Origin of the sequence: Neisseria sp. P0020.S005 (assembly GCF_051957055.1) — a bacterium.
GTDB lineage: Bacteria > Pseudomonadota > Gammaproteobacteria > Burkholderiales > Neisseriaceae > Neisseria > Neisseria subflava_A.
Window position 1 is genome coordinate 49,281 of sequence record NZ_JBQCWV010000004.1, and the last position, 23,259, is coordinate 72,539.

Consider the following 23,259-nt stretch of genomic DNA (forward strand, 5'->3'; position numbering starts at 1 on the left):
AGATGCTGTCTGAAAACTTTTGTTTTCAGACGGCTTTTTCAAGCTGATTGCTTAGAAGCGGTAGTTTACACCCAAGCGGACATCGCGGCCGATACCCGGCAATGTTTCACCGCGTTGGCTGTGCGGATAGTAGAACTTGTTAAACACGTTGTTGACGGCAAAGTTGACATTGAGCGTGTCTTTGCCCAGAGGTTTCCAGTTGGCGAACACATCGTTCACGCCGTAGCCTTTGCGTTTGACCTCACCCTTGTCGCGAACCAATACCGAACCGGAGGCTTTTTGCAGGTAGCGTCCGCGCCAGCCGATTTCCAAATTCGGATTTTGGAAGCGGTAGGAGAGGGAAGTCGTCCAAGTACGGCCGGTCTGTACGGCAAACTCAGGGTTGGCACTTAACAGGTTTTCAGGATGGGTGTCGTAGATGCGCGGTTTGCTGTGGCTGACGCCGACTTTCGCCATCAGGCCGCCTGTACGGTAGGACGCACCCAGTTCGTAGCCTTGGTTTTTGATGTAGCCTGCATTGACGATTTCGCGTACGCCTGCAATCGGGTTGCCAGCAGCATCGTGGCGTTGTTGCGGACCTGCGACGGCATCTTTAATTTTTTGCCAGAAGTAGCTACCGTTGGCGGCAAAGTTGCCGTTGTTGTAGTTGAAGCCGATTTCGGTATTGCGGGCACGTTCGGCTTTGGTGCCGTCTGCAATCGACGTGATGGCGTTTCTACGTCCATGTTGACGCAGTGCATCGTAAAGACGCGGGCTGCGGGATGCGTAGTTGTGGCTGGCACTGAAACTCCAGTATTCATGTGGCTGCCAAATCACGCCGAAGCTCGGGTTGACTGTGCCGTCGGAAACGGATTTGCCGTCATGGGTTTTGATATCGAAATGGTCGTAGCGCAAGCCGCCTGTGAGGGTAAAGTCGCCGATGTCGTGGATGGCTTCAGCGTAAATACCGGCATCGCTTTTCTTCGGATTGCTCAAGGCTGAGCTGAAGAATACCGGCGGTTTGATTTCTTGATGACGGTAGTTGACGCCGTATTTAATCAATGTGTTTTCGCCAATGCGGCTGTCCAGATTGAAATTCGCGCCTTTGGTTTCGATAACGGTCGTACTCGGGCCGGGCAGGTTGCCTGCATAACCGTTTTTACTGTCATCGGCCGAATAGCGTTCATTTTTCATGAGGTAGGCGTTGGCGTCCAGTTTTTCGACAAAGCCCAAGTTGTTCGCTGTCCATGCCAAGTTGGTGTTGGAGAGGCTGGTTTCACGGTAGGTCGGGGCTTGGCGTTCCAAGGTCAGACGCGGGTTGTTAGTGGCGGTAAACTCTTCACGGACGGTACGGATGCCTCGGTGTTGATCATTCATGTGGCTTAACACTAAGCGGTGGTCGCCGAAGTTTGCGCCGATTTTGGCAAGATAGCTACGCTTGTCCAGCGCGCTGAATGGTACGGTTTTGCCGCCGTTGCTGTGTGTATAGCCTTTGCCGGGTTCATAATCTTTTTCATCGTTGCGGCTGTAAGAGAACAAGCCATCAAAGTTGCCCGCTTTGCCGAATACGCTTGCACCGTAGCTTACGCCGTCATTGCTGGCATAGCCGCTGTTGAGGCGCACACCCCAGTTTTTGTCCAAACCTTTGAGCAAGTCTTGGGCATCGACTGTTTTGGTAATAATCGCACCGTTGGTTGCGCCGATACCGGCAGATGCCGAACCTGCGCCTTTTTGTACAGAGACGATTTTGACCAGCGCAGGGTCGATGATGAAACGGCCTTGGTGATACAGTATTTGGCTGTCGGAATAGGCATTGTCTACCTTAATATCCACCGAGTTTTGACCCATGCCGCGCAAAGTCAGGTGTTGGGACGTGCCGTTGCCGCCGCCGAAATCGATGGCAGGTTCGTCTTTCAACAATCCGCGCAAATCGGTTGCCGTGCTTTCGTCTTTTTGTTGAAGGGTAACGATATTAGTTTTGATTTTGCTGCCTTGGCGGTCACCTTTTACGGTAACGGTATCAAGGGTAACGCTTTCTTTTGCTTCGTTTTCCGCGTGGGCAAAACCGGCGGCGAGTGCCATTGAAAGCAGGCTGAAGCGGAACAGGGGCGAAGTCATGGAAATTTCCTTCTGTTGGATAAGTTTCAGTTAATCGATAAATTATTTATTAATAATAATTTTTATTTATTTTAAAGCTAGGATATTATTTTGTAAAGGTGTGCATAGATTTGTGCCGATAGTGTCTGGTTTTTTGTTGATTGAAGTATGTGAAGCCCGCCGTCTGTAAAAGGTCGTCTGAAAATGTCTGCCTGCTTGATCAGCATTGAAAGTAGGGTGGTGATGGTGCGCAACCTGTTATGCCCGTTTTCAGACGACCCCACATAGAAAATTTTTACTTCTTCCCTTGAATTTATCGTGCCGAACCCTAATTTGCCGCTGTGTTAAGGTAAGTTTGTTGACAAACTTGCCGCCTTCTTTTTCAAACCGCATCTGCCGGATGAAGGCAGATGATTGTTTTCAAACTATTTATCGGAGCATAAAACATGACCATCCGTCCTTTACACGACCGCGTCGTCGTCAAACGCTTGGAAGCTGAAGAGAAAACCGCATCAGGCATCGTCTTGCCGGGCGCAGCCGCTGAAAAACCCGACATGGGCGAAGTTATCGCCGTGGGTGCAGGCAAAATCGGTAAAGACGGCAACCGCCGTCCGCTGGATGTTAAAGTCGGCGACAAAATCATCTTCGGCAAATACAGCGGTCAAACCGTAAAAGCCGACGGCGAAGAGCTGTTGGTTATGCGCGAAGAAGATATCTTCGGCATTGTGGAATAAGTCAGTTATTTAACGGAAAGGTAGCTAAGTATATGGAAGCATCTGTCGTTATAGAGAGATGTGTATCTACCGATAAAGCTATTGCTTTTATTGATGAGTTGAAAAATCCAAATATCAAAGAACCCAGAATATGGAAAGAACTTGTAGATAATTCTTTTGAAATAGATTTTCCTTTTTTTAAAACGAAAATAGTGGTATTGCCAGAAGATAAAAATATTTTCACTCGAGTAATTCGTATTGAAAGAGCGACTAATTCAAGCTTTGATAATGAAAAGTTTGTGGAAATTTTTCTGGAATATCTTGATAACTAACTTTATTAAATGAGGATTTAATAACATGGCAGCAAAAGACGTACAGTTCGGTAACGAAGTCCGCCAAAAAATGGTCAGCGGCGTGAACACTCTGGCAAACGCCGTCCGCGTAACCTTGGGCCCTAAAGGCCGCAACGTAGTGGTTGACCGCGCATTCGGCGGCCCACACATCACTAAAGACGGCGTTACCGTCGCTAAAGAAATCGAACTGAAAGACAAATTCGAAAACATGGGCGCGCAAATGGTGAAAGAAGTCGCCTCCAAAACCAACGACGTAGCGGGCGACGGTACCACTACCGCCACCGTACTGGCACAAGCCATCGTAGCCGAAGGCATGAAATACGTTACCGCCGGCATGAACCCGACCGACCTGAAACGCGGTATCGACAAAGCCGTCGCCGCTTTGGTTGAAGAGCTGAAAAACATCGCCAAACCTTGCGACACTTCCAAAGAAATTGCCCAAGTCGGCTCAATTTCCGCCAACTCCGACGAACAAGTCGGCGCGATTATTGCCGAAGCGATGGAAAAAGTCGGCAAAGAAGGCGTGATTACCGTTGAAGACGGCAAATCTTTGGAAAACGAATTGGATGTCGTCGAAGGTATGCAGTTCGACCGCGGCTACCTGTCCCCTTACTTCATCAACGACGCGGAAAAACAAATCGCTGCGCTGGACAATCCGTTTGTATTGCTGTTCGACAAAAAAATCAGCAACATCCGCGACCTGCTGCCTGTTTTGGAACAAGTAGCAAAAGCCAGCCGTCCGCTCTTGATTATCGCTGAAGACGTAGAAGGCGAAGCCTTGGCGACTTTGGTGGTGAACAACATCCGCGGCATCCTGAAAACCGTTGCCGTTAAAGCTCCGGGCTTCGGCGACCGCCGCAAAGCCATGTTGCAAGACATCGCCATCCTGACCGGCGGCACCGTGATTGCCGAAGAAGTCGGCCTGTCTTTGGAAAAAGCCACTTTGGAAGACTTGGGTCAAGCCAAACGCATCGAGATCGGTAAAGAAAACACCACCATCATCGACGGCTTCGGCGACGCTGCCCAAATCGAAGCGCGTGTTGCCGAAATCCGCCAACAAATCGAAACCGCAACCAGCGATTACGACAAAGAAAAACTGCAAGAGCGCGTTGCCAAACTGGCCGGCGGCGTGGCAGTGATCAAAGTCGGTGCCGCTACCGAAGTCGAAATGAAAGAGAAAAAAGACCGCGTGGAAGACGCGCTGCACGCTACCCGTGCAGCCGTTGAAGAAGGCGTGGTTGCAGGTGGCGGCGTAGCCTTGTTGCGTGCCCGTGCTGCTTTGGAAAACCTGCACACCGGCAATGCCGACCAAGACGCAGGCGTACAAATCGTATTGCGCGCCGTTGAGTCTCCTCTGCGTCAAATTGTTGCCAACGCAGGCGGCGAACCTAGCGTGGTGGTGAACAAAGTGTTGGAAGGCAAAGGCAACTACGGTTACAACGCAGGCTCCGGCGAATACGGCGACATGATCGAAATGGGCGTACTCGACCCTGCTAAAGTAACCCGTTCTGCGCTGCAACACGCCGCATCCATCGCTGGCCTGATGCTGACCACAGACTGTATGATCGCTGAAATCCCTGAAGAAAAACCTGCTATGCCTGATATGGGCGGCATGGGTGGTATGGGCGGCATGATGTAAGGCCGTCTGAAACCTTCAGACAAAAAGCAAAACCGCACGGCAAGCAGCCGTGCGGTTTTTTATTTGCAGTAGAGGCATGAGATGGTGAGGAGAATGCCATGATTTACAGAGAAATAAGGGTAGCCAGTTCTATTGAATCAGAAGCAATCAAATAAACTTCATCATCAAAAAAGGCCGTCTGAAACTTTATTTTGCGTTTCAGACGGCCTGCTTAATGATCTAAACCGTTACTTTTTGCTCGAACGGCTGTATCGGACAGCTTGAGACAAGATTTCTTCAATTTCTATCCACATAATGCCTCCTTACAGCAAACCAGGTTGACCTAAAGCCGGGTCGTTAGCTCGTGCCGCTTGGGCATCTTCTACAGTCAGTCCAAGAGCTTTGGCTACGCCTTCGCCGTAGGCGGGGTCGCAACGGTGGCAGTTGCGGATGTGGCGGTATTTGATGAAGTCGGGGGCGTCGCCCATAGCGGCGGCGGTGTTGTCGAACAAAGCCTGTTTCTGTGCGTCGCTCATCAGATTGAACAAGGCGCGCGGTTGGCTGAAATAGTCGTCATCGTCTTGGCGGTAGTCCCAGTGCGCTGCGTCGCCGTTGATTTTCAAGGGCGGTTCGGCGAAGTCGGGCTGCTCCTGCCATTGGCTGAAGCTGTTGGGTTCGTAGTGCGGCAGGCTGCCGTAGTTGCCGTCGGCGCGGCCTTGTCCGTCGCGCTGGTTGCTGTGGACGGGACAACGCGGGCGGTTGACGGGGATTTGGCGGAAGTTTACGCCCAGGCGGTAACGTTGCGCGTCGGCGTAATTGAACAAACGGGCTTGCAGCATTTTGTCGGGGCTGGCGCCGATACCGGGAACAAGGTTGCTCGGTGCGAAGGCGGATTGTTCCACATCGGCGAAGAAGTTTTCGGGATTGCGGTTCAACTCAAATTCGCCCACTTCAATCAGTGGATAGTCTTTTTTCGGCCAAACTTTGGTCAGGTCGAAAGGATGATACGGCACTTTTTCCGCATCGGCTTCAGGCATGATTTGGATGTACATCGTCCATTTCGGAAACTCGCCGCGTTCGATGGCTTCGTACAGGTCGCGCTGATGGCTTTCGCGGTCGTCGGCGATGATTTTTGCGGCTTCTTCGTTAGTCAGGTTTTTAATCCCTTGCTGGCTGCGGAAATGGAATTTCACCCAAAAACGCTCGCCCGCTTCGTTCCAGAAGCTGTAAGTATGCGAACCAAAGCCGTGCATATGGCGGTAGCTGGCGGGGATGCCGCGGTCGCTCATGACGATGGTGACTTGGTGCAGGGCTTCGGGCAGCAGCGTCCAGAAGTCCCAGTTGTTTGTGGCAGAACGCATATTGGTACGCGGGTCGCGTTTGACGGCTTTATTTAGGTCGGGGAATTTACGCGGGTCGCGCAGGAAGAACACGGGCGTGTTGTTGCCGACCATATCCCAGTTGCCTTCTTCGGTATAGAACTTCAATGCAAAGCCACGGATGTCGCGTTCCGCATCTGCTGCGCCGCGCTCGCCTGCCACGGTGGTGAAACGGGCGAACATCTCGGTTTTCTTGCCGACTTCGCTGAAGATTTTGGCGCGGGTGTATTTTGTGATGTCGTGTGTTACGGTAAACGTACCGAACGCGCCTGAACCTTTGGCGTGCATACGGCGTTCGGGGATGACTTCGCGCACGAAGTCGGCGAGTTTTTCATTCAGCCACAAATCCTGCGCCAGCAGAGGGCCGCGCGGACCGGCAGTCAGGCTGTTTTGATTGTCGGCAACGGGCGCGCCGTTGTTCATGGTCAGGTGGGTAACAGGGCATTTAGAGACGGTCATGATGATTTCCTTTGCAAAATGGTCAGTGATTTATAAAACGATTTGCCGAAAAGCATATTCGTAGCCGGTTTCTTGACTCTCATAAATTTCTTGTATCGACATTTGTTTTTCCTTTTGTTTAAGCTATGAAAAGAACTATACAGAAAGGTTTTGACTATTGGAACTATGACTTCAATTTAATATTGTTATTATTAATTGAAATTTTATTTTTGTTAGATTTTTATTATCGAATAAACATGTTAAACAAAAAGGTCGTCTGAAACTGTTTTCAGACGACCTTTTTGTATCTCCGTTCGCATTAAAGCTTGCGCATCATCATCATGAAATATGCGCCGCCTATGAGCGTGGCCATCATTCCGGCGGGGACTTCGTAAGGGAACATTACCTGCCTGCCCAGCCAGTCGGCCGTCATCATAACCGATGCGCCGATGAGTGCGGCGGCAGCAAGTTGCTGTTTGGGCAGGCGTGCGCCGAGCATACGGGCCAGATGCGGCGCAAGTAGTCCGACGAAGCTCAAGGGGCCGATAAGCAGTGTGGATAAGGCGGTTAACGCTGCGCTTGAGACGATCAGCACCAGCCGTGCGAGGGGGACGTTGATGCCGACGGAGCGGGCGATTGTTGCGTTCAGGCTGAGCAGTCCGAGCCAGCGTTGCAGCGTGAGGATGAGGAGGAGCGAGGCGGCGGCGAGGAGGCTGACGGTAAGGGCGGATTCGGGCGTTGCCTGATAGGTCGAACCTGACATCCACAATAAAAGCAGTTGTACGCGGAAATCGCCGGTTGCCATCCAAATGCGGATGGCGGCATCGGCGAGTGCGGCCAGCGCCATGCCGGTAAGCAGGATTTTTTCGGGAGTAAATCCGTTTTTGCGGTTGAACAGCATCAACAGCCCCAAGGATACGAGAGCGGAAACGATACCTGTCAGCCAAAACCAGCCGCTGCCCGAGGTAATGCCGAACAGCATCACTACCGACATCGCGCCGAATGCCGTTCCAGAGCTGATGCCCAAGAGTTCGGGTCCCGCCATCGGGTTTTGCGTCAGCCTTTGCAGTATGACGCCGGTCAACGCGAGCATGGTGCCGGTGGCGGCGGCGAGCAGCACGCGCGGGTAGCGGAATACGAAATATTCCGGGTCTATGGTCAGGCGCAGGGTTTCGTCATAGCGTCCGACCGTAAACGCCAATACCGATACGGCGACGGCGATAAGCAGCAGAAAACGCAATAGGCGCGGGACGTGCGGCGCGGCGGTTGAAATATTGGAGGTTGTCTGAAACGAAGGACGCGGAGGTGCTTTCGCCGTCAGCCACAACAAAAGCGGCGCGCCGACGAGGGCAGTTACAGCGCCGGCGGGCAGATCGGTGCCGCGGTAGTGTTTCAGCAGCATCAGGCCGTTGTCCGTCAGCATCAAAAGCAGTGCGCCGACGATGAAGGAACAAATCAGGCGCATGGACAGCGTGCGTACGCCCATTTGCCGCACCAGCGTCGCCGCCGCCAATCCGACAAAGCCCATCATGCCGACAAAGCCGACCACGCCCGCACTCAAAAATGCAGCAACCGCCAAAGACAGCAGACGGATTTTCTTCACCGGTATGCCTGCCGATTCCGCCTGCGTGTCGCCCAGGCTCATGATGTTTAACGGTTTGATTAAAAAGGCGGTAAGTATGGCGGCAACGGCAATCCGCCACAAAAGCCCCAACGTATCGCGCCAACTGTCCTGCACCAGGGAGCCGCTGCCCCACTGCATCACGCCGCGCGTCTCTTCGCTGAAAAACAGCATCACGATACCGGTGAGGGAACCCAGATACAGGCTGACCACCAAACCCGCCAGCACGACGCTGAGCGGTTGCAGGGCGCGCCGTGCCGACAGCCGCAATACCACACCCAAAGCCGCCGCTGCGCCGGCAAACGCCACGGCGGACGTGCCGTAGGCAAGGAAGGAAGGGGCAAACACGGTCGCCGCCACCAAAGCCGCCTGCGCGCCGCTGCTGACTGCCAGTGTACTGTCGGATGCGAGCGGATTGCGCATTAACTGCTGCATCAGCATGGTCGCCATCGCCGTACTGCCTCCCGCGAGCAGCGCCATCGCCATGCGGGGCAGGGTGTTGTTCTGCACCATCAGTGCATCCAAAGGCAGGCTGTCGGGACGGTCAAACAGCCGCAGCCACGGCAGCGTCCATTCCAGCTTCAATATCCAAAACGCCGTCAGCGCACACGATATTGCCAACGCGGCGGCAAGGATAGGCAGGGGTCGTCTGAAAATCTTTACCATGAGGCTTCCTTTTGTGTGGACGGGTTTTCAGACGACATCGAACGCATCAGTTGCAAAGTGAAATGTTGCATGGACGGCAGTGCGCCGTAGCTCCACGACGGCTCGAAGATGCGGCGGTTTGCAGGGCGGCAGAACGGCAGGCGTTGCCAAAGCGCGCTTTTTTCGAGCGTTGCACGTGTATTTTGAGGATGCGGTTTGACGATGATTAGCAGCGTGTCCGGCGGTAGCTTTGCCAAATCTAAAAGCGTGATGTTTTCGAAACCCCATTCGTTGCTTTTGCCCGTCCAGGCATTGTTCAGCCCCAATTTGTCGAACACGGCCTGAAACAGCGAAGTCTTGCCGTAAATCCGCAAATGCCGCCCGTCGACAAACTGCACCACCGCAAACGGGCGGCCGCGATATGCCGAAAGCGCGGGTTTGGCGCGGGCAAACAGGTTTTCCGTACCGGCAATCAGCTTTTCGGCAGCGGCAGGGTCGCCGATGATTTTACCCAGCCTGCGCGTGGCTTCGACCGTGTGGGCATATTCGATGCCTTTTGCCGTGCCGAAATCCACTTCGCGTACCGGGGCGATTTTTTCAAACTGGGACTTGGCGGCGGCATACCAGGAAGATTGCACGAAAAAATCAGGTTTTATCTGATACAGCCGCTCCAAATTCGGCTGGAAGCGCAGCCCCGCTTCCTTGACGGCAGCGGGCAGCGGCGGATGGTTCACCCAGGTATCGTACACGCGGCGGTCGGCAACGCTGACGGGCGGATGCCCCATCGCCGTCAGTGTTTCGGCGACCGTCCAGTCCGAAGTTGCCACGCGCGGTGCGGCGGGTGCAGGCAGGGAAAACAGGAGGGCTGCGGTAAAAAACAGCCGTGCGGCAAGGCGGGGAATGTCGTCTGAAAAGCGGTGGGACATGAGCTTGGAAGGTCTTTCGGTTTTTGAATAAAGGGTCGTCTGAAACATATCGGATACAGGTATTCCACAATGGTCTGTGATGTCATCCGGTTTGGATTCGGGCGGTGGATTTTATGGTCGGAACTTATGCGGCGGGACGGTTTGCCTGCGTCAAGGCAATGCCACGGGGCGGCCGTTTTCAGGATGGGCGATGATGTTCATATCGACGCTGTAAATGTCTTTCAACACTTCTGCGGTCATAATGTCGGTGGGTTTGCCCGTTTTTAATAGCCGTCCCTGTTTGAGCGCGACCAGTTCATCGCAATACTGCGCCGCCAGATTAATGTCGTGGATGACGATGATGACGCCCAAACCCAAATTGCGAGACAGCTTGCGCACCAGTGCCATCACGTCGATTTGGTGGGCGATGTCTAAAGCGGCAAGCGGTTCGTCCAGCAGCAAAAAGCGGCTTTGCTGCGCCAGGCACATCGCCAGCCAGACGCGCGAACGTTCGCCGCCCGACAGCGTATCGACGATTTGATCGGCAAATTTTTCCGTATGCGTCAGCCGCAACGCCTGTTCCACCGCCTGTCTGTCCGCATCGTTCGTGCGCCCTAAAAGCCCGCTCCAGGCATAACGCCCCATCATAACCAGCTCGCGCGCGGTCAGCGCGGTAGCGGCGGGCAGTTGCTGCGGAAGATAGGCGACTTCTTTGGCGTATGCGCGGGCGGAATAGGCGCGTATTTCTTTGTCGTTCAGCAATATCCTGCCGCCTGCAGGTTCATGCTGGCGGGTGAGCAGTTTCAACAGCGTGGACTTGCCCGAGCCGTTATGACCGATGAGGCCGTACACGCGGTTAGGGGAAAAGTTGACGCTGATGTCGTGCAGCAGCGAGCGGCCGGGTATGGAGAAGGTGGCGTTTTGGATTTGGAACACGTTTCAGGCGACCTTTTAGTGGGTTTGACGTTATTCGGAGAAAGCGGCGGCGCAGCAAAATCCATTGCCCGTTGTCGGTGCCAATGCCGCAAAGGCGGAGTTTTACGGCGGTTGTCCGAAAGCGTAGGGCAAAGTCGGACGCCCCAGGCTCCAAGGTCGTCTGAAAACGTTTCAGACGACCTTTGGACCGTTGGAGGCCGTTTGCCGCCCGTCCCTTAAAAATCGACCGAAGCCGACAGGGTGAAGCTGCGCGGTGCGCCGGCGTTCAGGTAGCCGCTGTTAGGGTATCCGCCGACGGATGCCCAGTATTTCTTGTTGGCAACATTATCGAGGCGGGCGCGGAAGGTGGCTTCGTGCCTGCCGATTTGGGTGTGGTAGCGCGCGCCGATGTCGAAGCGCGTCCAGCCGCCGACTTTAAGCGTATTGGCCGCATCGGCGTAGGAAGAACCGGTGTAAACCATGCGTCCGTCAAATGCCAAACCTTGCACTTTCGGCACTTCCCATTCCAAGCCAATGTTGGCTTGGGTTTTAGCCGCGCCGATGGTGCGTTTGCCGTCAGTTAAAGATGAGCCGGTAGATTTCTGCTTGGCATCGAGCAGGGTAATGCCGCCCAAGAGCCTCACACCTTGTGCGACTTCCCCGTAAACGGTGATTTCCGCGCCCCGGTGGCGGTCTTTGCCTTCGGAGGTGAAGCGGGCGGTGTTGTTGCTTTCGGCAACGTAAAGCGAACGCGGTTTGTCGGTGTGGAACAGGGCCAATCCCGCGCCGAAGCCGTTGGCTTCAAATTTCGTGCCGATTTCTTTTTGTTTGGAAACATAGGGTTTGAGCGATTCGCCGGTATTGCTGACGGCGTAGACCCGGCCGTTGATGGAGGCAGTCGAGCCTGCAGTCGCGCCTTGTCCCAGGCTTTCGATGTAGTTGCCGTACACCGACCAATTCGGCGTGATGCGGTACACCGCGCCGGCGGCGGGACTGAGGCGCGATTTTTTGTAATTTTCGGTTTGCGCGCCTGTATTATAGGCGTAAGCCTTGTTATGCACCTGCTGCCAGCGCGCACCGAGCATGAATTGCAGGCGTTTGTCCCAAAGGCTGAAGGTGTCACCCAAGGCGAAGCTGGTCAGGCGTGTTTTGCCGGTAACAGCAGGATTGCCCATGTCGTTGCCCGAATACAGCGGGTTGGCGGCTGCGGGTTGCGGATAGCGGGACGGGTTGTAGAGGTTGGTCGTATATTGGTTGCCCCAATCCATGATGTAAGCGTTTTTGCGCGAGGATTGGAACCGGTTGGCGGCGGCGGTCCATTCGTGCTCTACCGCGCCCGTATTGAATTTGCCGCGCAAACCGATTTCGCCCGTGTCGATTTTATCCTTACGCGCGTTGTCGAAGCGGTAAATCGATCCGTCGCCGTTGACATTGCCGACAGTCAGGTTTGCCAGAGAATTGTTTTCCTTGCTGCGGCGGAAGCCGTAGGCGGCGTAGGCAGTTAGGTTGTCGTTGAAATCGTATTCGCCGCGCATTGTGCCGAACCAGTCGCGCTCGTTGGAATACGTCCACGGCTGCGCCCAGTTGGACGAGGCATCAGGCGCGGTCGGCACGGCGGTCAGGCCTGACAGGGTAACATTGGTACGCGTGGCTTTGAGCTTGTTGTCCTGCCAGCCCAAATCGGCGGACAGGCGGGCATTTTCATTGCGCCAGTCTAGGCCGACATTGACCAGGCTGAGTTTGGACTTTTCGTCGTCTATTGCGGTTTTGCCGTTATGGTGCGCCGCATTGACGCGCACGCCGAATTCCTGATTTTGTCCGAAACGGCGCGCCACGTCCGCCGCCAAACCACCGCGTTTTCCCGCGCCGTAATTGGCAGTCAGCCGGTTCAATCCTTCATTGGACGCGCGTTTGGGTAATACGGATACCGTGCCGCCGATATTGTTGCCGCCCGGCGCCATGCCGTTTAAGAAGGCGGATGCGCCGCGCTGGACTTCCACGCGTTCGAAAAGTTCGGTGGCGATGTATTGGCGCGGCAGGATGCCGTAAAGGCCGTTGTACATGGTATCGTCCGATTCGGCGGCAAAGCCGCGTATGAAATACGCTTCCTGAAAATTGCCGTAACCGCGCGCAACGCGGACGGTCGGGTCGTTTTGCAGTACGTCGCCGACGCTGCGCGCATGTTTGTCCTGAATCAGCCTATTGGTGTAAGCAGTATTGGAGAACGGCGATTCTAGGTTTTTTTATTGCCCAAAATACCCACGCGGCTGCCGCGCGCCACCTGTCCGCCTTTAAATGCAGGAATCAAACCGCCCTTGGATGCGTCCGCGCTGGCGGTTACGGTGATGGTTTCGAGTTCGGAGATTTCTCGGTCTTGGGGTTCGTCTGAGGCAAATGCCGCCGAAACGGCAAGGAGGGAGAGGCTGAGGATGCTGAGTCTGGAAGCGGGCTTAGTCATTTGTATTTTCTTTCAAAAGTCGATCGTAACGGTTAATTTTAAAAGAAAATTAATTTTATTTCAAAAAAAAATAAATAAATAATAAAAGGTTGTCTGAAACTGTTTTCAGACGACCTTTTGACTGAATGGCTATCAACTTTACCGTTTACGCCGCATCGTACAAACCGCGCACCACCCTGCCGATGGCGGCAATGCCTTTTCCCAGCGTTTCCGCGTCCTGCGCAATGCTCATGCGGATGCACTCGTGCGCGTGCGGATAGTCTTGCCTATCGATGCCGACAAAGAAATGCTCGCCCGGAATAATCAGCGTACCTTCGGCTTTGAGCATTTCGTACAGAGTTTGCGACGAAACGGGCAGGTTTTCAAACCAGAGCCACAAGAAAATCGCACCTTCAGGCTTGTGGATTTTCAACGGATACGCGCCCAATTCGCGTTTGAGCAGGGAAACCGCCGTTTGTGCCTGCTGACGGTAAAACGGCTGAATCACTTCATCGGCCAGCTGTTTCAGACGGCCGTCGTTCAACAGCGGAGCCGCAATCGCCGCGCCGAAACGGGTTGGCGACAAATTCACAATCGCATTCAAACTGCTGACGGCTTTGACCACTTCCGGCGCGGCGACAATAATGCCGGTACGCACGCCGGGCAGGCCGATTTTAGAAAGGCTGAAGCAGAGGATGATGTTTTCGTGCCAGTTGAGCGTCACATCACTATAAATAATATTCGGGAACGGCATTCCGTAAGCGTTGTCGATAATCAGCGGAATCCCGTGTTCCTGCGCCAAAGCGTCCAAACGCGCCATCTCGCCGTCGGTCAACACATTGCCGGTCGGGTTGGTCGGGCGCGAACAGCAAATCGCACCGATTTTGCCCTCTTTCAATTCAGACAGGCTCTCCAGCGCGTCAAAGTCCACGCGGTATTTGAAGAAGCCTGCGTCGCCTTAAAAAAGGCCGTCTGAAACTTTATTTTGTGTTTCAGACGGCCTTATTTTTAGTCAAAACAGAGGATTATTTATCCAGTTTGGCTTTGCGTTCTTCCAGCCAGTGTTCCAAGTAGTGGATGCTGACGCCGCCTTTTTGGAAGCCTGGGTCACTGAACAAGTCGCGGTGCAGCGGCGTATTGGTTTTGATGCCGGTAATCGCCAGCTCATCGAGGGCAACACGCATTTTGGCCATGGCTTGGTCGCGGTCTTTACCGACGACACAGACTTTGCCGATCAGGCTGTCGTAGTAAGGAGGGATGCGGTAGCCTTGGTAAATATGGCTGTCGACGCGGACGCCGAAGCCGCCGGGCAGGTGGCAGCTTTCAATCAGGCCCGGGCTTGGAATGAAGTTGTATGGATCTTCGGCATTGATACGGCATTCAAACGCGTGGCCTTCGACTTGAATGTCTTCCTGTTTGTATTGCAACGGTAGACCGGATGCGATGCGTAATTGCTCTTGGACGATGTCCACGCCGGTGATGAGCTCGGTAACCGGATGCTCAACCTGAACGCGAGTGTTCATCTCGATAAAGAAGAATTCGCCGTCTTCGTACAGGAATTCAAACGTACCTGCGCCGCGATAGCCGATGCGTTTGCAAGCGTCGGCACAGGCTTTGCCGATTTTGGCGCGTTCTTCTTCAGTGATGAACGGAGCCGGTGCTTCTTCGATGACTTTTTGGTGGCGGCGCTGCATGGAGCAGTCGCGCTCTGCAAGGTAGATGGCGTTGCCGTGTTCGTCGGCAATCACTTGGATTTCGACGTGGCGCGGACGCTGTAGATAGCGTTCCATGTAAACCATCGGGTTGCCGAATGCCGCGCCTGCTTCGGCTTTGGTCATTTCAACAGACTGGAGGAGGTCTTCTTTTTTCTCGACGACGCGCATACCGCGACCGCCGCCGCCGCCGGAGGCTTTGATAATGACGGGATAACCGACTTTATCGGCAATTTTCAGGATTTCTTCACCGTCGTCTGGCAATGCGCCTTCAGAGCCGGGAACGCAAGGCACGCCGGCTTCGATCATGGCGTGTTTGGCGGATACTTTGTCGCCCATCAGACGGATGGTGTCGGCTTTAGGGCCGATGAAGACAAAGCCGGATTGTTCGACTTGTTCGGCAAAATTGGCGTTTTCGGCGAGGAAGCCGTAGCCGGGGTGGATACCGTCGGCTTCGGTTACTTCGGCAGCAGCAATGAGGGCGGGAATGTTGAGGTAGCTTTGTGCGGATGCGGCAGGGCCGATGCACACGGATTCGTCGGCGAGTTTGACGTGCAGGCTGTCTTTGTCGGCTTCGGAATGGACGGCGACGGTGGCGATACCCATTTCACGGCAGGCACGCAGGACGCGCAGGGCGATTTCGCCCCGGTTGGCGATCAATACTTTTTTCAGCATGATAATCTTTCCGGATGGTTCAGACGGCCTATTGGCGGCCGCCTAATGCGTTGCGGATTTTTTGGTCGGTTTTGTATTGGCTCAAGGCGTAAACCGACCACATGGCTGCCGGTATCCAGCCAACCAGCGTACATTGCAGAGTCAGACAGATGATGCCTGCAAACGGACGGCCGATGGTGAAAAACTGCAACCAAGGCAAGAAAATAGCCAAAATCAGACGCATGGTTTGTCCTTAATGAACAGAAAAAGGAATTTCAGACGGCCTTAAAGATAAAGGCCGTCTGAAAAAACGGATTATTCAATGATGAAGAGCGGCTCGCCGTATTCGACCGGAGTACCGTTTTCAACCAGAATTTCTTTAACGACACCGGATTTCTCGGCTTCGATTTCGTTCATCAGCTTCATGGCTTCGATGATGCACAAAGTATCGCCGGCTTTTACTTGTTTACCTACTTCAACGAAAGCGGCGGCGTTCGGGCCGGGAGCGCGATAGAACGTACCTACCATAGGCGATTTTTGCGCGTTGGACAAATCGCGAGCGGCAGGGGCTGCGGCTGGAGCGGCTGCGGCCGGAGCAGCAGCAACAGGGGCGGCAACCGGAGCGGCTGCGGCAGGTGCCGGAGCAGCATAAATAGGCGCTGCGGCGGCAGTAGTACGCGTAATGCGGACTTTTTCTTCGCCTTCGGTAACTTCAATTTCTGCAATGCCTGATTCTTCGACCAAATCAATCAGTTTTTTTAATTTACGCAAATCCATTGCTTTTCCTTTTTAGCGCGGCATAAAGTGCATATTGGGTATGCGCCGCTGTGGTTTTAGATGATTTCCTGAGACGTCGGAAGGCAGGTTTGCCATCCGGCGTTTAAATAATGTCGGAACAGGGCGGAGCCTGAGAAATGAATCTGGTTATTTTCCCGAACTTGTCGGTAAATGTCCAGTAAAAGATAGAAAAAAGGCGTTTTTCGGCGAAAAAAGAAAGGAACGCTGATTTTCGTTAAAAAGTGATTTTTTCAAGAGCGTTTATTCTAATTTATTGGTTTTTCGACAAAACATGCCGTCTGAAAACCAACTTTGCGCGTATAATGGCGCCTGTTTTTTTAAAGTATGCACGACAATGGATATTTCCGATTTTGATTTTGAATTGCCCGAAAAACTGATTGCTCAGCATCCTCCGGAAGTGCGCGGCAGTAGCAGGCTTCTGGTTGCCTTGCCTACATTGCCGATTGAAGACAAACATTTCGGCGATTTACCCGATTATGTCGCACCGGGCGATGTGCTGGTGTTTAACAATACCAAAGTGATGAAGGCACGCCTGTTCGGCCAAAAAGCCAGTGGCGGAAAAATCGAAGCCCTGATTGAGCGGGTATTGGACGCGCATACCACATTGGCGCATATCCGCTCGTCCAAATCGCCGAAGCCGGGTACAGAATTGATTTTTGAAGGCGATATCCGTGCCGTCATGATGGAACGTGCGGAAGAATTGTTTTGCCTGAAATTTGAAGGCGAGCAAACCGTTTACGAACTTTTAGAGCAAAACGGCCATTTGCCCTTGCCGCCTTATATCGAACGCGCGGCCGATGATGAAGACGACAGCCGCTATCAGACCGTGTACGCCAAATATCAAGGCGCAGTGGCCGCGCCGACGGCAGGTTTGCACTTTACCGATGAGTTGTTGGGCCGTCTGAAAGCCAAAGGCGTAGAAACCGCAGAAGTAACCTTGCACGTCGGTGCCGGCACATTCCAACCCGTGCGCGTCGATAAAATTGAAGAACACAAAATGCACAGCGAGTGGTTTGACGTACCGGCCGAGACCGTTGCCGCCGTTGAAGCCGCCAAAGCGCGCGGCAATAAAGTATGGGCAGTGGGCACAACCTCCATGCGCGCCTTGGAATCCGCCGCACGCGAAACAGGCCGTCTGAAAGCCGGTCGCGGCGATACCGATATTTTTATTACGCCGGGCTACCGCTTCAATGTTGCCGACCGATTGATTACCAACTTCCACCTACCCAAATCAACCTTGCTGATGCTCGTCAGCGCGTTTTCGGGCATGGAACATATCCGCAGCGTTTACCGCCATGCCGTGGAACAGGAATACCGCTTTTTCAGCTATGGTGATGCGATGATTTTGGGGAAAGCGGAATAAAGCGGAAATGGATTGGAGCGTTTCAAACTGGTTATTTGGGATTGTCCCGAATCCGAATCATCAGTTGAAACGTTCTACTAGAATACGCGGCTTAAGTAAGTTGCCTAAGAGTCAAATTAATGGATGAGAAAAAAAATAGATTTTTTGCTGTATAGCGTACCGGAAAATGTGGACTATACGACGATTCCAGAAGAGCTTGACTTGGAGGATGTGCCACAAGAGAGGATAGATGGATTAATCGAATTGCTATCCAATGAAAAAGAGGTATTGCAATTTGATTCAGCACGCCTGCTTGCTCACTGGGGTATTGATGAAGGCTTTGATACTTTGGTTTTGATGTTTGAGAAAGGGGATACAGAGGGAATGATTGATCATCGTTTACATGGTTATGATGATACAGATCGGCATATCTTGTCTGCTTTTATCAGTTACTGGGCATCTAAAGCAGATCAGAGTCAGCAAAAAGGTGATGATGCACGTCAGAAAATCTTTCCTCCTGTGGCTAGAATTATTCGTAAAGCATCATCGGCAGATTTTTCTATCAGTGAGTTGTTTTGGCTGGTCACGAAAATGCAGTTTATAGAGTATGTGCCGCTCGTTAAGGAGTATCTACAGCATATTATTGACTATCCAAGTAAACGGTATTGGGAAATCCATGATACTGTAAAATCATTATTAGAAATAGAACCGCAATTTATTCATGATTTACTTGAAAGTAAAAACAAAAAATTATCGGACTTTGGATTATAAAAAGAATATTGTGAATAAAATAAAAAACAAAAAGGCCGTCTGAAAATCGTTTTTCAGACGGCCTTTTATCTTTCCATGCTTAGGCGTCGATGTTTTGTGCCAGCAGGGCGTTGTTTTCGATGAAGGCGCGGCGCGGTTCGACTTCGTCTCCCATCAGGGTGACGAACACTTCGTCGGCGGCGATGGCGTCTTCGATGCGGACTTTCAGGAGGCGGCGGACGGTAGGATCCATCGTGGTTTCCCAAAGTTGTTCTGGGTTCATCTCGCCCAAGCCTTTGTATCGTTGGATGGACATGCCTTTTTGGGCAACGCTCATCAAGATATCCAAAGCGGCTTCAAAGCTGTCGATGTCGTATTCGTTGTCGCCTTTGTAGAGCTTCGCCCCTTTTCCGACCATGCCTTTGAGTGCGGCGGCGGTTTGGGTAAGGGTTTGATAGGCTTTGCTGTTGAGGAACTTAGGTTCGAGGTAGCTCACCATCACATTGCCGTGCAGCTTGCGTGTGATTTTGATGAACTGGTGTCCTTCGTGGCCTTCGATGCGTTCGAGCGCGACTTCTTTTTCGTCCAAGAGGCCGCTCAATTCGGCAACGGCGCGGTCTGCGCTTTCTGCGGTGCTGAGATCGACCGGCGAAGCGTGCAGCATGGCGTGCAGGACGAGTTCGTCAATGATGCGGCTTTCTTGCTCGATGACGGTTTTGGCCAACAGGAATTGTTTGGCGGTATCGGCAAGCTCTTCGCCTTCGATGGTGCGGCCGTCTGAAACGATTTTGGCTTTTTCCAAGGCCAAACCGAGCAGCCATTGGTCTTTTTCCAATTCGTCTTTGAGATAACGCTCTTGTTTGCCGTATTTGGCTTTGTACAAAGGCGGCTGGGCGATGTAGATGTAGCCGCGTTCGACCAACTCGGGCATTTGGCGGTAGAAGAAGGTCAGGAGCAGGGTGCGGATGTGCGCGCCGTCCACGTCGGCATCGGTCATGATGATGATGCGGTGGTAGCGCAGTTTTTCGGCATTGAATTCTTCTTTGCCGATGCCTGCGCCCAAAGCGGTAATCAGCGTGGCGACTTCTTGGCTGGCCAGCATTTTTTCAAAACGTGCTTTTTCGACGTTCAAAATCTTACCTTTGAGCGGCAAAATCGCTTGGAATTTGCGGTCGCGGCCCTGCATGGCGGAACCGCCTGCGGAGTCGCCCTCGACGAGGTAGAGTTCGGACAGGGCAGGGTCTTTTTCTTGGCAGTCGGCGAGTTTGCCCGGCAGGCCCAAACCGTCCATCACGCCTTTGCGGCGGGTAATTTCGCGGGCTTTTCGTGCGGCTTCGCGCGCGCGGGCGGCATCGACGATTTTGCTGGTGATGATTTTGGCTTCGGTTGGGTTTTCTTCAAGGAAGTCGGTCAGGGCTTGGTTGATGACTTCGTTGACAACGGGGCCGATTTCGCTGGAAACCAGTTTATCCTTGGTTTGCGATGAGAATTTCGGATCGGGCAGTTTGACGGACAACACGCAGGTCAGGCCTTCGCGCATATCGTCGCCGGCGGTTTCCACTTTAGCTTTTTTGGCGACTTCGTTGGCTTCGATATAGTTGTTGATGGTACGGGTCATCACTTGGCGTAATGCGGTCAGGTGCGTACCGCCGTCGCGTTGCGGAATGTTGTTGGTAAAACATTGCACGCTTTCTTGGTAGCTGTCGTTCCATTGCATCGCGCATTCGACGCTCATGCCGTCTTTTTCGCCGAACGCGTAGAAGATTTTTTCGTGCAACGGTGTTTTTTTGCGGTTCATGTATTGCACGAAGCCGGCCACGCCGCCGGAGAGGGCGAAGCTTTCGTGTTTGCCGTCGCGTTCGTCAATCAATTCGATGTCCACGCCGTTGTTCAGGAAGGAAAGTTCGCGGATGCGTTTGGCGAGGATGTCGAAGCTGTATTCGACGTTGCCGAAGGTTTCTGCGCTGGCGAGGAAACGCACGGTCGTGCCTTTTTTGTCGGAATCACCGACTACTCGCAAAGGCTCTTCGGTTTCGCCGCGTACGAAGCGGACGAAGTGTTCTTTGCCGTCGCGGTAGATGGTCAGCGTTACCCAGTCGGACAGCGCGTTGACGACGGATACGCCCACGCCGTGCAGACCGCCGGAGATTTTGTAGCTGTTGTTGTCGAATTTGCCGCCTGCGTGTAAGACGGTCATGATGACTTCGGCGGCGGAGCGGCCTTCTTTCGGGTGGATGCCGGTCGGCATGCCGCGGCCGTTGTCGGCCACGCTGACGGAATTGTCGGCATGGATGGTTACGGTGATTTTGTCGCAATGTCCGGCGAGCGCTTCGTCAATAGCGTTGTCGAGCACCTCGAACACCATGTGGTGCAGGCCGCTGCCGTCCTGCGTGTCGCCGATATACATACCGGGGCGTTTGCGTACCGCTTCCAAGCCTTCCAGCACTTGTATGCTGTCGGCGCCGTATTCTTCGTGTTTTTGGTCAGTCATGGTCTTTTCTTGCTGAATTTCAAGGAAATTTTCCGTACGCTCGATGAAATGCCAAACGGGCGCGGCGGATGTGTTCCGAAAGGTCAAAATAATAGGCAATTATACCTGATTTTGCTGGAATATTCAGCGTTTTAAGTGCAAAAAGGCCGTCTGAAAGCTTAAATTTCAGACGGCCTTTGTATCGGAAAACAGCTTTAGCGTTTGACGCCGCTCAATCGCGCCCAGCCTTCTTCGATTTCGGCAGGCTCAATGTCGAACCATTGGCTGTAAATGCCGCTGAGTTCTTCGACTTGTTCGTCCAAAAGGCCGGACAAGACAATGCGGCCGCCTTGTTTGGTACGTGCGGCAAGCATTTCGCCGAGCATACGCAGCGGGTTGGCCAGAATGTTGGCGACAACGACATCAAATTGGCCTTGCGGCAGGCCGTCTGGCAGGTAGAACTGCGCGTCGACGTTGTTTTGCGCGGCATTGTCTTTGCTGGCTCGGATGGCTTGTTCGTCAATATCCACGCCGATGGCGGAACCTGCGCCGAGTTTGAGGGCGGCAATGGCCAAAATGCCGGAGCCGCAGCCGTAGTCCAACACGCTTTCGCCGCCTTTGAGCTGCGTGTCGAGCCATTTGAGGCAAAGACGGGTAGTCGGATGGCTGCCGGTGCCGAAGGCAAGGCCCGGGTCGAGTTGCAGGTTGACGGCGTTGCCGTTGGGCGCTTCGTGCCAAGACGGGGTAATCCACAGGCGCTCGGAAATTTGAATCGGGTCGAATTGCGCTTGGGTCAGGCGTACCCAGTCTTGATCTTCAAGGATTTCGCCGGTGTATTTCAAATCGTTCAAACCGCATTCCTGCGCGGCGGCTTCGATAATGGAAGTGGCGTCGTCGCTTTCGCCGAAAAGGGCGATGACTTTGCTTTGTTGCCAGATTTGCTCGGTCGGCATGCCCGGCTCGCCGAAAATGGCCTGCTCGTTTTCTGTACCGGCGTAGGCATCTTCAATGGCGGCGGACAATGCGCCGTGTTCCATCAGCGCGTCGGCAAGGCGTTCGGCGACGGCATCGTTGACGTTGATGGTGATTTGTTGATAGGACATGGTGGGGCTTTCTTTTTAATAAGGCCGTCTGAAAATCGACGTTGTGCTTTCAGACGGCCTTGTAAGGTATGAAACCTGATGATGCGGGTTTATCGGTTTTTCAAACCCAGTACGTCTTGCATATCGTACAGGCCTTTTTTGCCGTTTGCCCAAACTGCGGCGCGTACGGCACCGGCGGCAAAGGTCATGCGGCTGCTGGCTTTGTGGGTGATTTCCACGCGCTCGCCGTCGGTGGCGAAGAGGGCGGTGTGGTCGCCGACGATGTCGCCTGCGCGGACGGTGGCAAAACCGATGGTGGACGGATCGCGCGGGCCGGTGTGGCCTTCGCGGCCGTAAACGGCGCATTCTTTAAGGTCGCGGCCGAGTGCGTCGGCAATGACTTCACCCATGCGCAACGCAGTACCGCTTGGGGCATCGACTTTGTGGCGGTGGTGGCCTTCGATGATTTCGATGTCGTAGCCTTCGTTTAACACGCGGGCGACGGTGTCGAGGATGTGGAAGGTCAGGTTGACGCCGACGCTGAAGTTGGCGGCGAAGACAACGCCTGTTTTTTCGCCTGCGGCTTGGATGGCGGCTTTGCCTGCATCGTCAAAACCGGTTGTGCCGATGATGATGTTGACGCCTTTTTCCACGCATTTTTGCAGGTGTTTCAGGGTTGGCTCGGGACGGGTAAAGTCGATGAGGACATCGCTTTGAGCCAGTACGGCATCCACGTCGTCTGAAATGGCAACGCCGGTTTTGAGGCCGGAGGCGAAGCCTGCATCCAAACCCAATACTTCCGAACCGGAATGCTCCAGTGCGCCGGAGAGGACGGCATCGGGATGGTTGTTGACTGCTTCAACCAAGACGCGGCCCATACGACCGTTGACGCCGGCAATGGCGATTTTCAATGCGCTCATGAGGCTTCCTTATTTCGCGTTGGTTTTGGTAGTCGGAACGACGTTTTGTCCGGCCTGAACCGCTTCGATGGATTTTTGAATGGCATCGCCTTCGGCGCGTGCGAGGACGTCGTTTTCAAAGTACAGGGTCAGGTTGCTTTGTTCTTTGATGATGCCGTTGCGGCTGGTGTTGAAAGTGTAATCCCAGCGGTCGGCGTGGAAGGCGTCACGCAGGAGCGGCGTGCCGAGCAGCAGTTGGACTTGGTCGCGGGTCATACCTTGGCGCAGGGAAACCACGGCGCGAGGATTGAGCTCGTTACCTTGAATGATTTTGAGTTTGTAGGATGGAAAGTTGGATACGCGCTCGGCACTGCATGAGGCCAGACCTAAAATAGCGGCGATGGCAAGGCATAAGGCTTTATTCACGGGCTTACCTTTCTGTGTCATTTCGG

Annotated in this window: 19 protein-coding genes and 1 pseudogene; 5 read left to right on the plus strand and 15 right to left on the minus strand. The window is 53.6% G+C overall.

Features of this window, described 5'->3' with window-relative positions:
* Positions 1-51: 51 nt before the first annotated feature.
* Entirely contained in the window at positions 52-2,097 is a 2,046-nt protein-coding gene (locus ACTHTU_RS04655; protein WP_440361901.1) for a TonB-dependent siderophore receptor, read from the minus strand.
* 425 nt (positions 2,098-2,522) lie between these two features.
* Between ACTHTU_RS04655 and groES the strand changes: the two genes are divergently transcribed.
* Genes groES through groL form a run of 3 tightly spaced genes read left to right on the plus strand, consistent with a single transcriptional unit; the run spans position 2,523 to position 4,781 of the window.
* Positions 2,523-2,810: a co-chaperone GroES gene (gene groES / locus ACTHTU_RS04660; RefSeq protein WP_003774857.1), complete on the plus strand. Its 288-nt coding sequence runs from the start codon at positions 2,523-2,525 to the stop codon at positions 2,808-2,810.
* Between the two features lie 32 nt (positions 2,811-2,842).
* On the plus strand, positions 2,843-3,121 hold the full coding sequence (locus tag ACTHTU_RS04665; RefSeq protein WP_440361902.1) for a hypothetical protein: 279 nt from the start codon (positions 2,843-2,845) through the stop codon (positions 3,119-3,121).
* 25 nt (positions 3,122-3,146) lie between these two features.
* The gene (gene groL / locus ACTHTU_RS04670; RefSeq protein WP_003744506.1) at positions 3,147-4,781 is read left to right on the plus strand and encodes a chaperonin GroEL; all 1,635 of its coding nucleotides are present in this window, start codon (positions 3,147-3,149) and stop codon (positions 4,779-4,781) included.
* 302 nt (positions 4,782-5,083) lie between these two features.
* On the opposite strand, the gene katA is transcribed toward groL, so the two are convergent.
* The 10 genes and pseudogenes from katA to accB form a co-directional block, all read right to left on the minus strand.
* Positions 5,084-6,598 carry a catalase KatA gene (gene katA, locus ACTHTU_RS04675; RefSeq protein ID WP_440361903.1) on the minus strand — a complete coding sequence of 505 codons (1,515 nt, stop codon included), beginning with the start codon at positions 6,596-6,598 and terminating at the stop codon, positions 5,084-5,086.
* A 298-nt stretch (positions 6,599-6,896) separates the two neighbouring features.
* Positions 6,897-8,864: a Fe(3+)-hydroxamate ABC transporter permease FhuB gene (gene fhuB / locus ACTHTU_RS04680; RefSeq protein WP_440361904.1), complete on the minus strand. Its 1,968-nt coding sequence runs from the start codon at positions 8,862-8,864 to the stop codon at positions 6,897-6,899.
* Positions 8,858-9,769, minus strand: coding sequence for an ABC transporter substrate-binding protein (locus ACTHTU_RS04685; RefSeq protein ID WP_283120726.1), 912 nt, complete (start codon positions 9,767-9,769; stop codon positions 8,858-8,860). The genes fhuB and ACTHTU_RS04685 overlap by 7 nt, the downstream gene beginning before the upstream one ends.
* A 150-nt stretch (positions 9,770-9,919) precedes the next feature.
* Entirely contained in the window at positions 9,920-10,684 is a 765-nt protein-coding gene (locus tag ACTHTU_RS04690; RefSeq protein WP_440361905.1) for an ABC transporter ATP-binding protein, read from the minus strand.
* 215 nt (positions 10,685-10,899) lie between these two features.
* Entirely contained in the window at positions 10,900-12,861 is a 1,962-nt protein-coding gene (locus ACTHTU_RS04695) for a TonB-dependent receptor (RefSeq protein WP_440361980.1), read from the minus strand.
* Positions 12,862-12,896: 35 nt separating this feature from the next.
* Positions 12,897-13,121: a hypothetical protein gene (locus tag ACTHTU_RS04700; protein ID WP_440361906.1), complete on the minus strand. Its 225-nt coding sequence runs from the start codon at positions 13,119-13,121 to the stop codon at positions 12,897-12,899.
* Between the two features lie 145 nt (positions 13,122-13,266).
* Positions 13,267-14,058, minus strand: a pseudogene (locus tag ACTHTU_RS04705) (aminotransferase class I/II-fold pyridoxal phosphate-dependent enzyme); the annotation flags it as partial.
* A gap of 67 nt (positions 14,059-14,125) precedes the next feature.
* Positions 14,126-15,487, minus strand: a complete 1,362-nt coding sequence (accC, locus tag ACTHTU_RS04710) for an acetyl-CoA carboxylase biotin carboxylase subunit (RefSeq protein WP_049336912.1) — start codon at positions 15,485-15,487, stop codon at positions 14,126-14,128.
* 28 nt (positions 15,488-15,515) lie between these two features.
* On the minus strand, positions 15,516-15,710 hold the full coding sequence (locus ACTHTU_RS04715) for a YqaE/Pmp3 family membrane protein (RefSeq protein ID WP_440361907.1): 195 nt from the start codon (positions 15,708-15,710) through the stop codon (positions 15,516-15,518).
* Between the two features lie 71 nt (positions 15,711-15,781).
* The gene (gene accB / locus ACTHTU_RS04720; protein ID WP_314595667.1) at positions 15,782-16,243 is read right to left on the minus strand and encodes an acetyl-CoA carboxylase biotin carboxyl carrier protein; all 462 of its coding nucleotides are present in this window, start codon (positions 16,241-16,243) and stop codon (positions 15,782-15,784) included.
* 355 nt (positions 16,244-16,598) lie between these two features.
* Here accB and queA point away from each other — a divergent pair, with 355 nt between their 5' ends.
* Both queA and ACTHTU_RS04730 read left to right on the plus strand, forming a co-directional pair.
* Positions 16,599-17,627, plus strand: coding sequence for a tRNA preQ1(34) S-adenosylmethionine ribosyltransferase-isomerase QueA (gene queA / locus ACTHTU_RS04725; protein ID WP_440361908.1), 1,029 nt, complete (start codon positions 16,599-16,601; stop codon positions 17,625-17,627).
* A 123-nt stretch (positions 17,628-17,750) separates the two neighbouring features.
* Positions 17,751-18,377 carry a hypothetical protein gene (locus ACTHTU_RS04730; protein ID WP_440361909.1) on the plus strand — a complete coding sequence of 209 codons (627 nt, stop codon included), beginning with the start codon at positions 17,751-17,753 and terminating at the stop codon, positions 18,375-18,377.
* Between the two features lie 79 nt (positions 18,378-18,456).
* Here the strand turns inward: ACTHTU_RS04730 and gyrB are convergent, their stop codons facing one another.
* The 4 genes from gyrB to ACTHTU_RS04750 all read right to left on the minus strand — a co-directional run bounded on the left by gyrB (position 18,457) and on the right by ACTHTU_RS04750 (position 23,233).
* Positions 18,457-20,847 (minus strand): DNA topoisomerase (ATP-hydrolyzing) subunit B, encoded by a 2,391-nt coding sequence (gyrB, locus tag ACTHTU_RS04735; RefSeq protein WP_440361910.1) that lies wholly within the window; start codon positions 20,845-20,847, stop codon positions 18,457-18,459.
* Positions 20,848-21,041: 194 nt separating this feature from the next.
* Positions 21,042-21,929 (minus strand): 50S ribosomal protein L11 methyltransferase, encoded by an 888-nt coding sequence (prmA, locus tag ACTHTU_RS04740; RefSeq protein WP_440361911.1) that lies wholly within the window; start codon positions 21,927-21,929, stop codon positions 21,042-21,044.
* Positions 21,930-22,018: 89 nt separating this feature from the next.
* A complete protein-coding gene (dapB, locus tag ACTHTU_RS04745) occupies positions 22,019-22,828 on the minus strand; it encodes a 4-hydroxy-tetrahydrodipicolinate reductase (RefSeq protein WP_070504004.1) in 810 nt (269 codons plus the stop codon).
* A 9-nt stretch (positions 22,829-22,837) separates the two neighbouring features.
* Positions 22,838-23,233 carry an outer membrane protein assembly factor BamE gene (locus ACTHTU_RS04750; RefSeq protein WP_107867902.1) on the minus strand — a complete coding sequence of 132 codons (396 nt, stop codon included), beginning with the start codon at positions 23,231-23,233 and terminating at the stop codon, positions 22,838-22,840.
* Between the last annotated feature and the right edge of the window lie 26 nt (positions 23,234-23,259).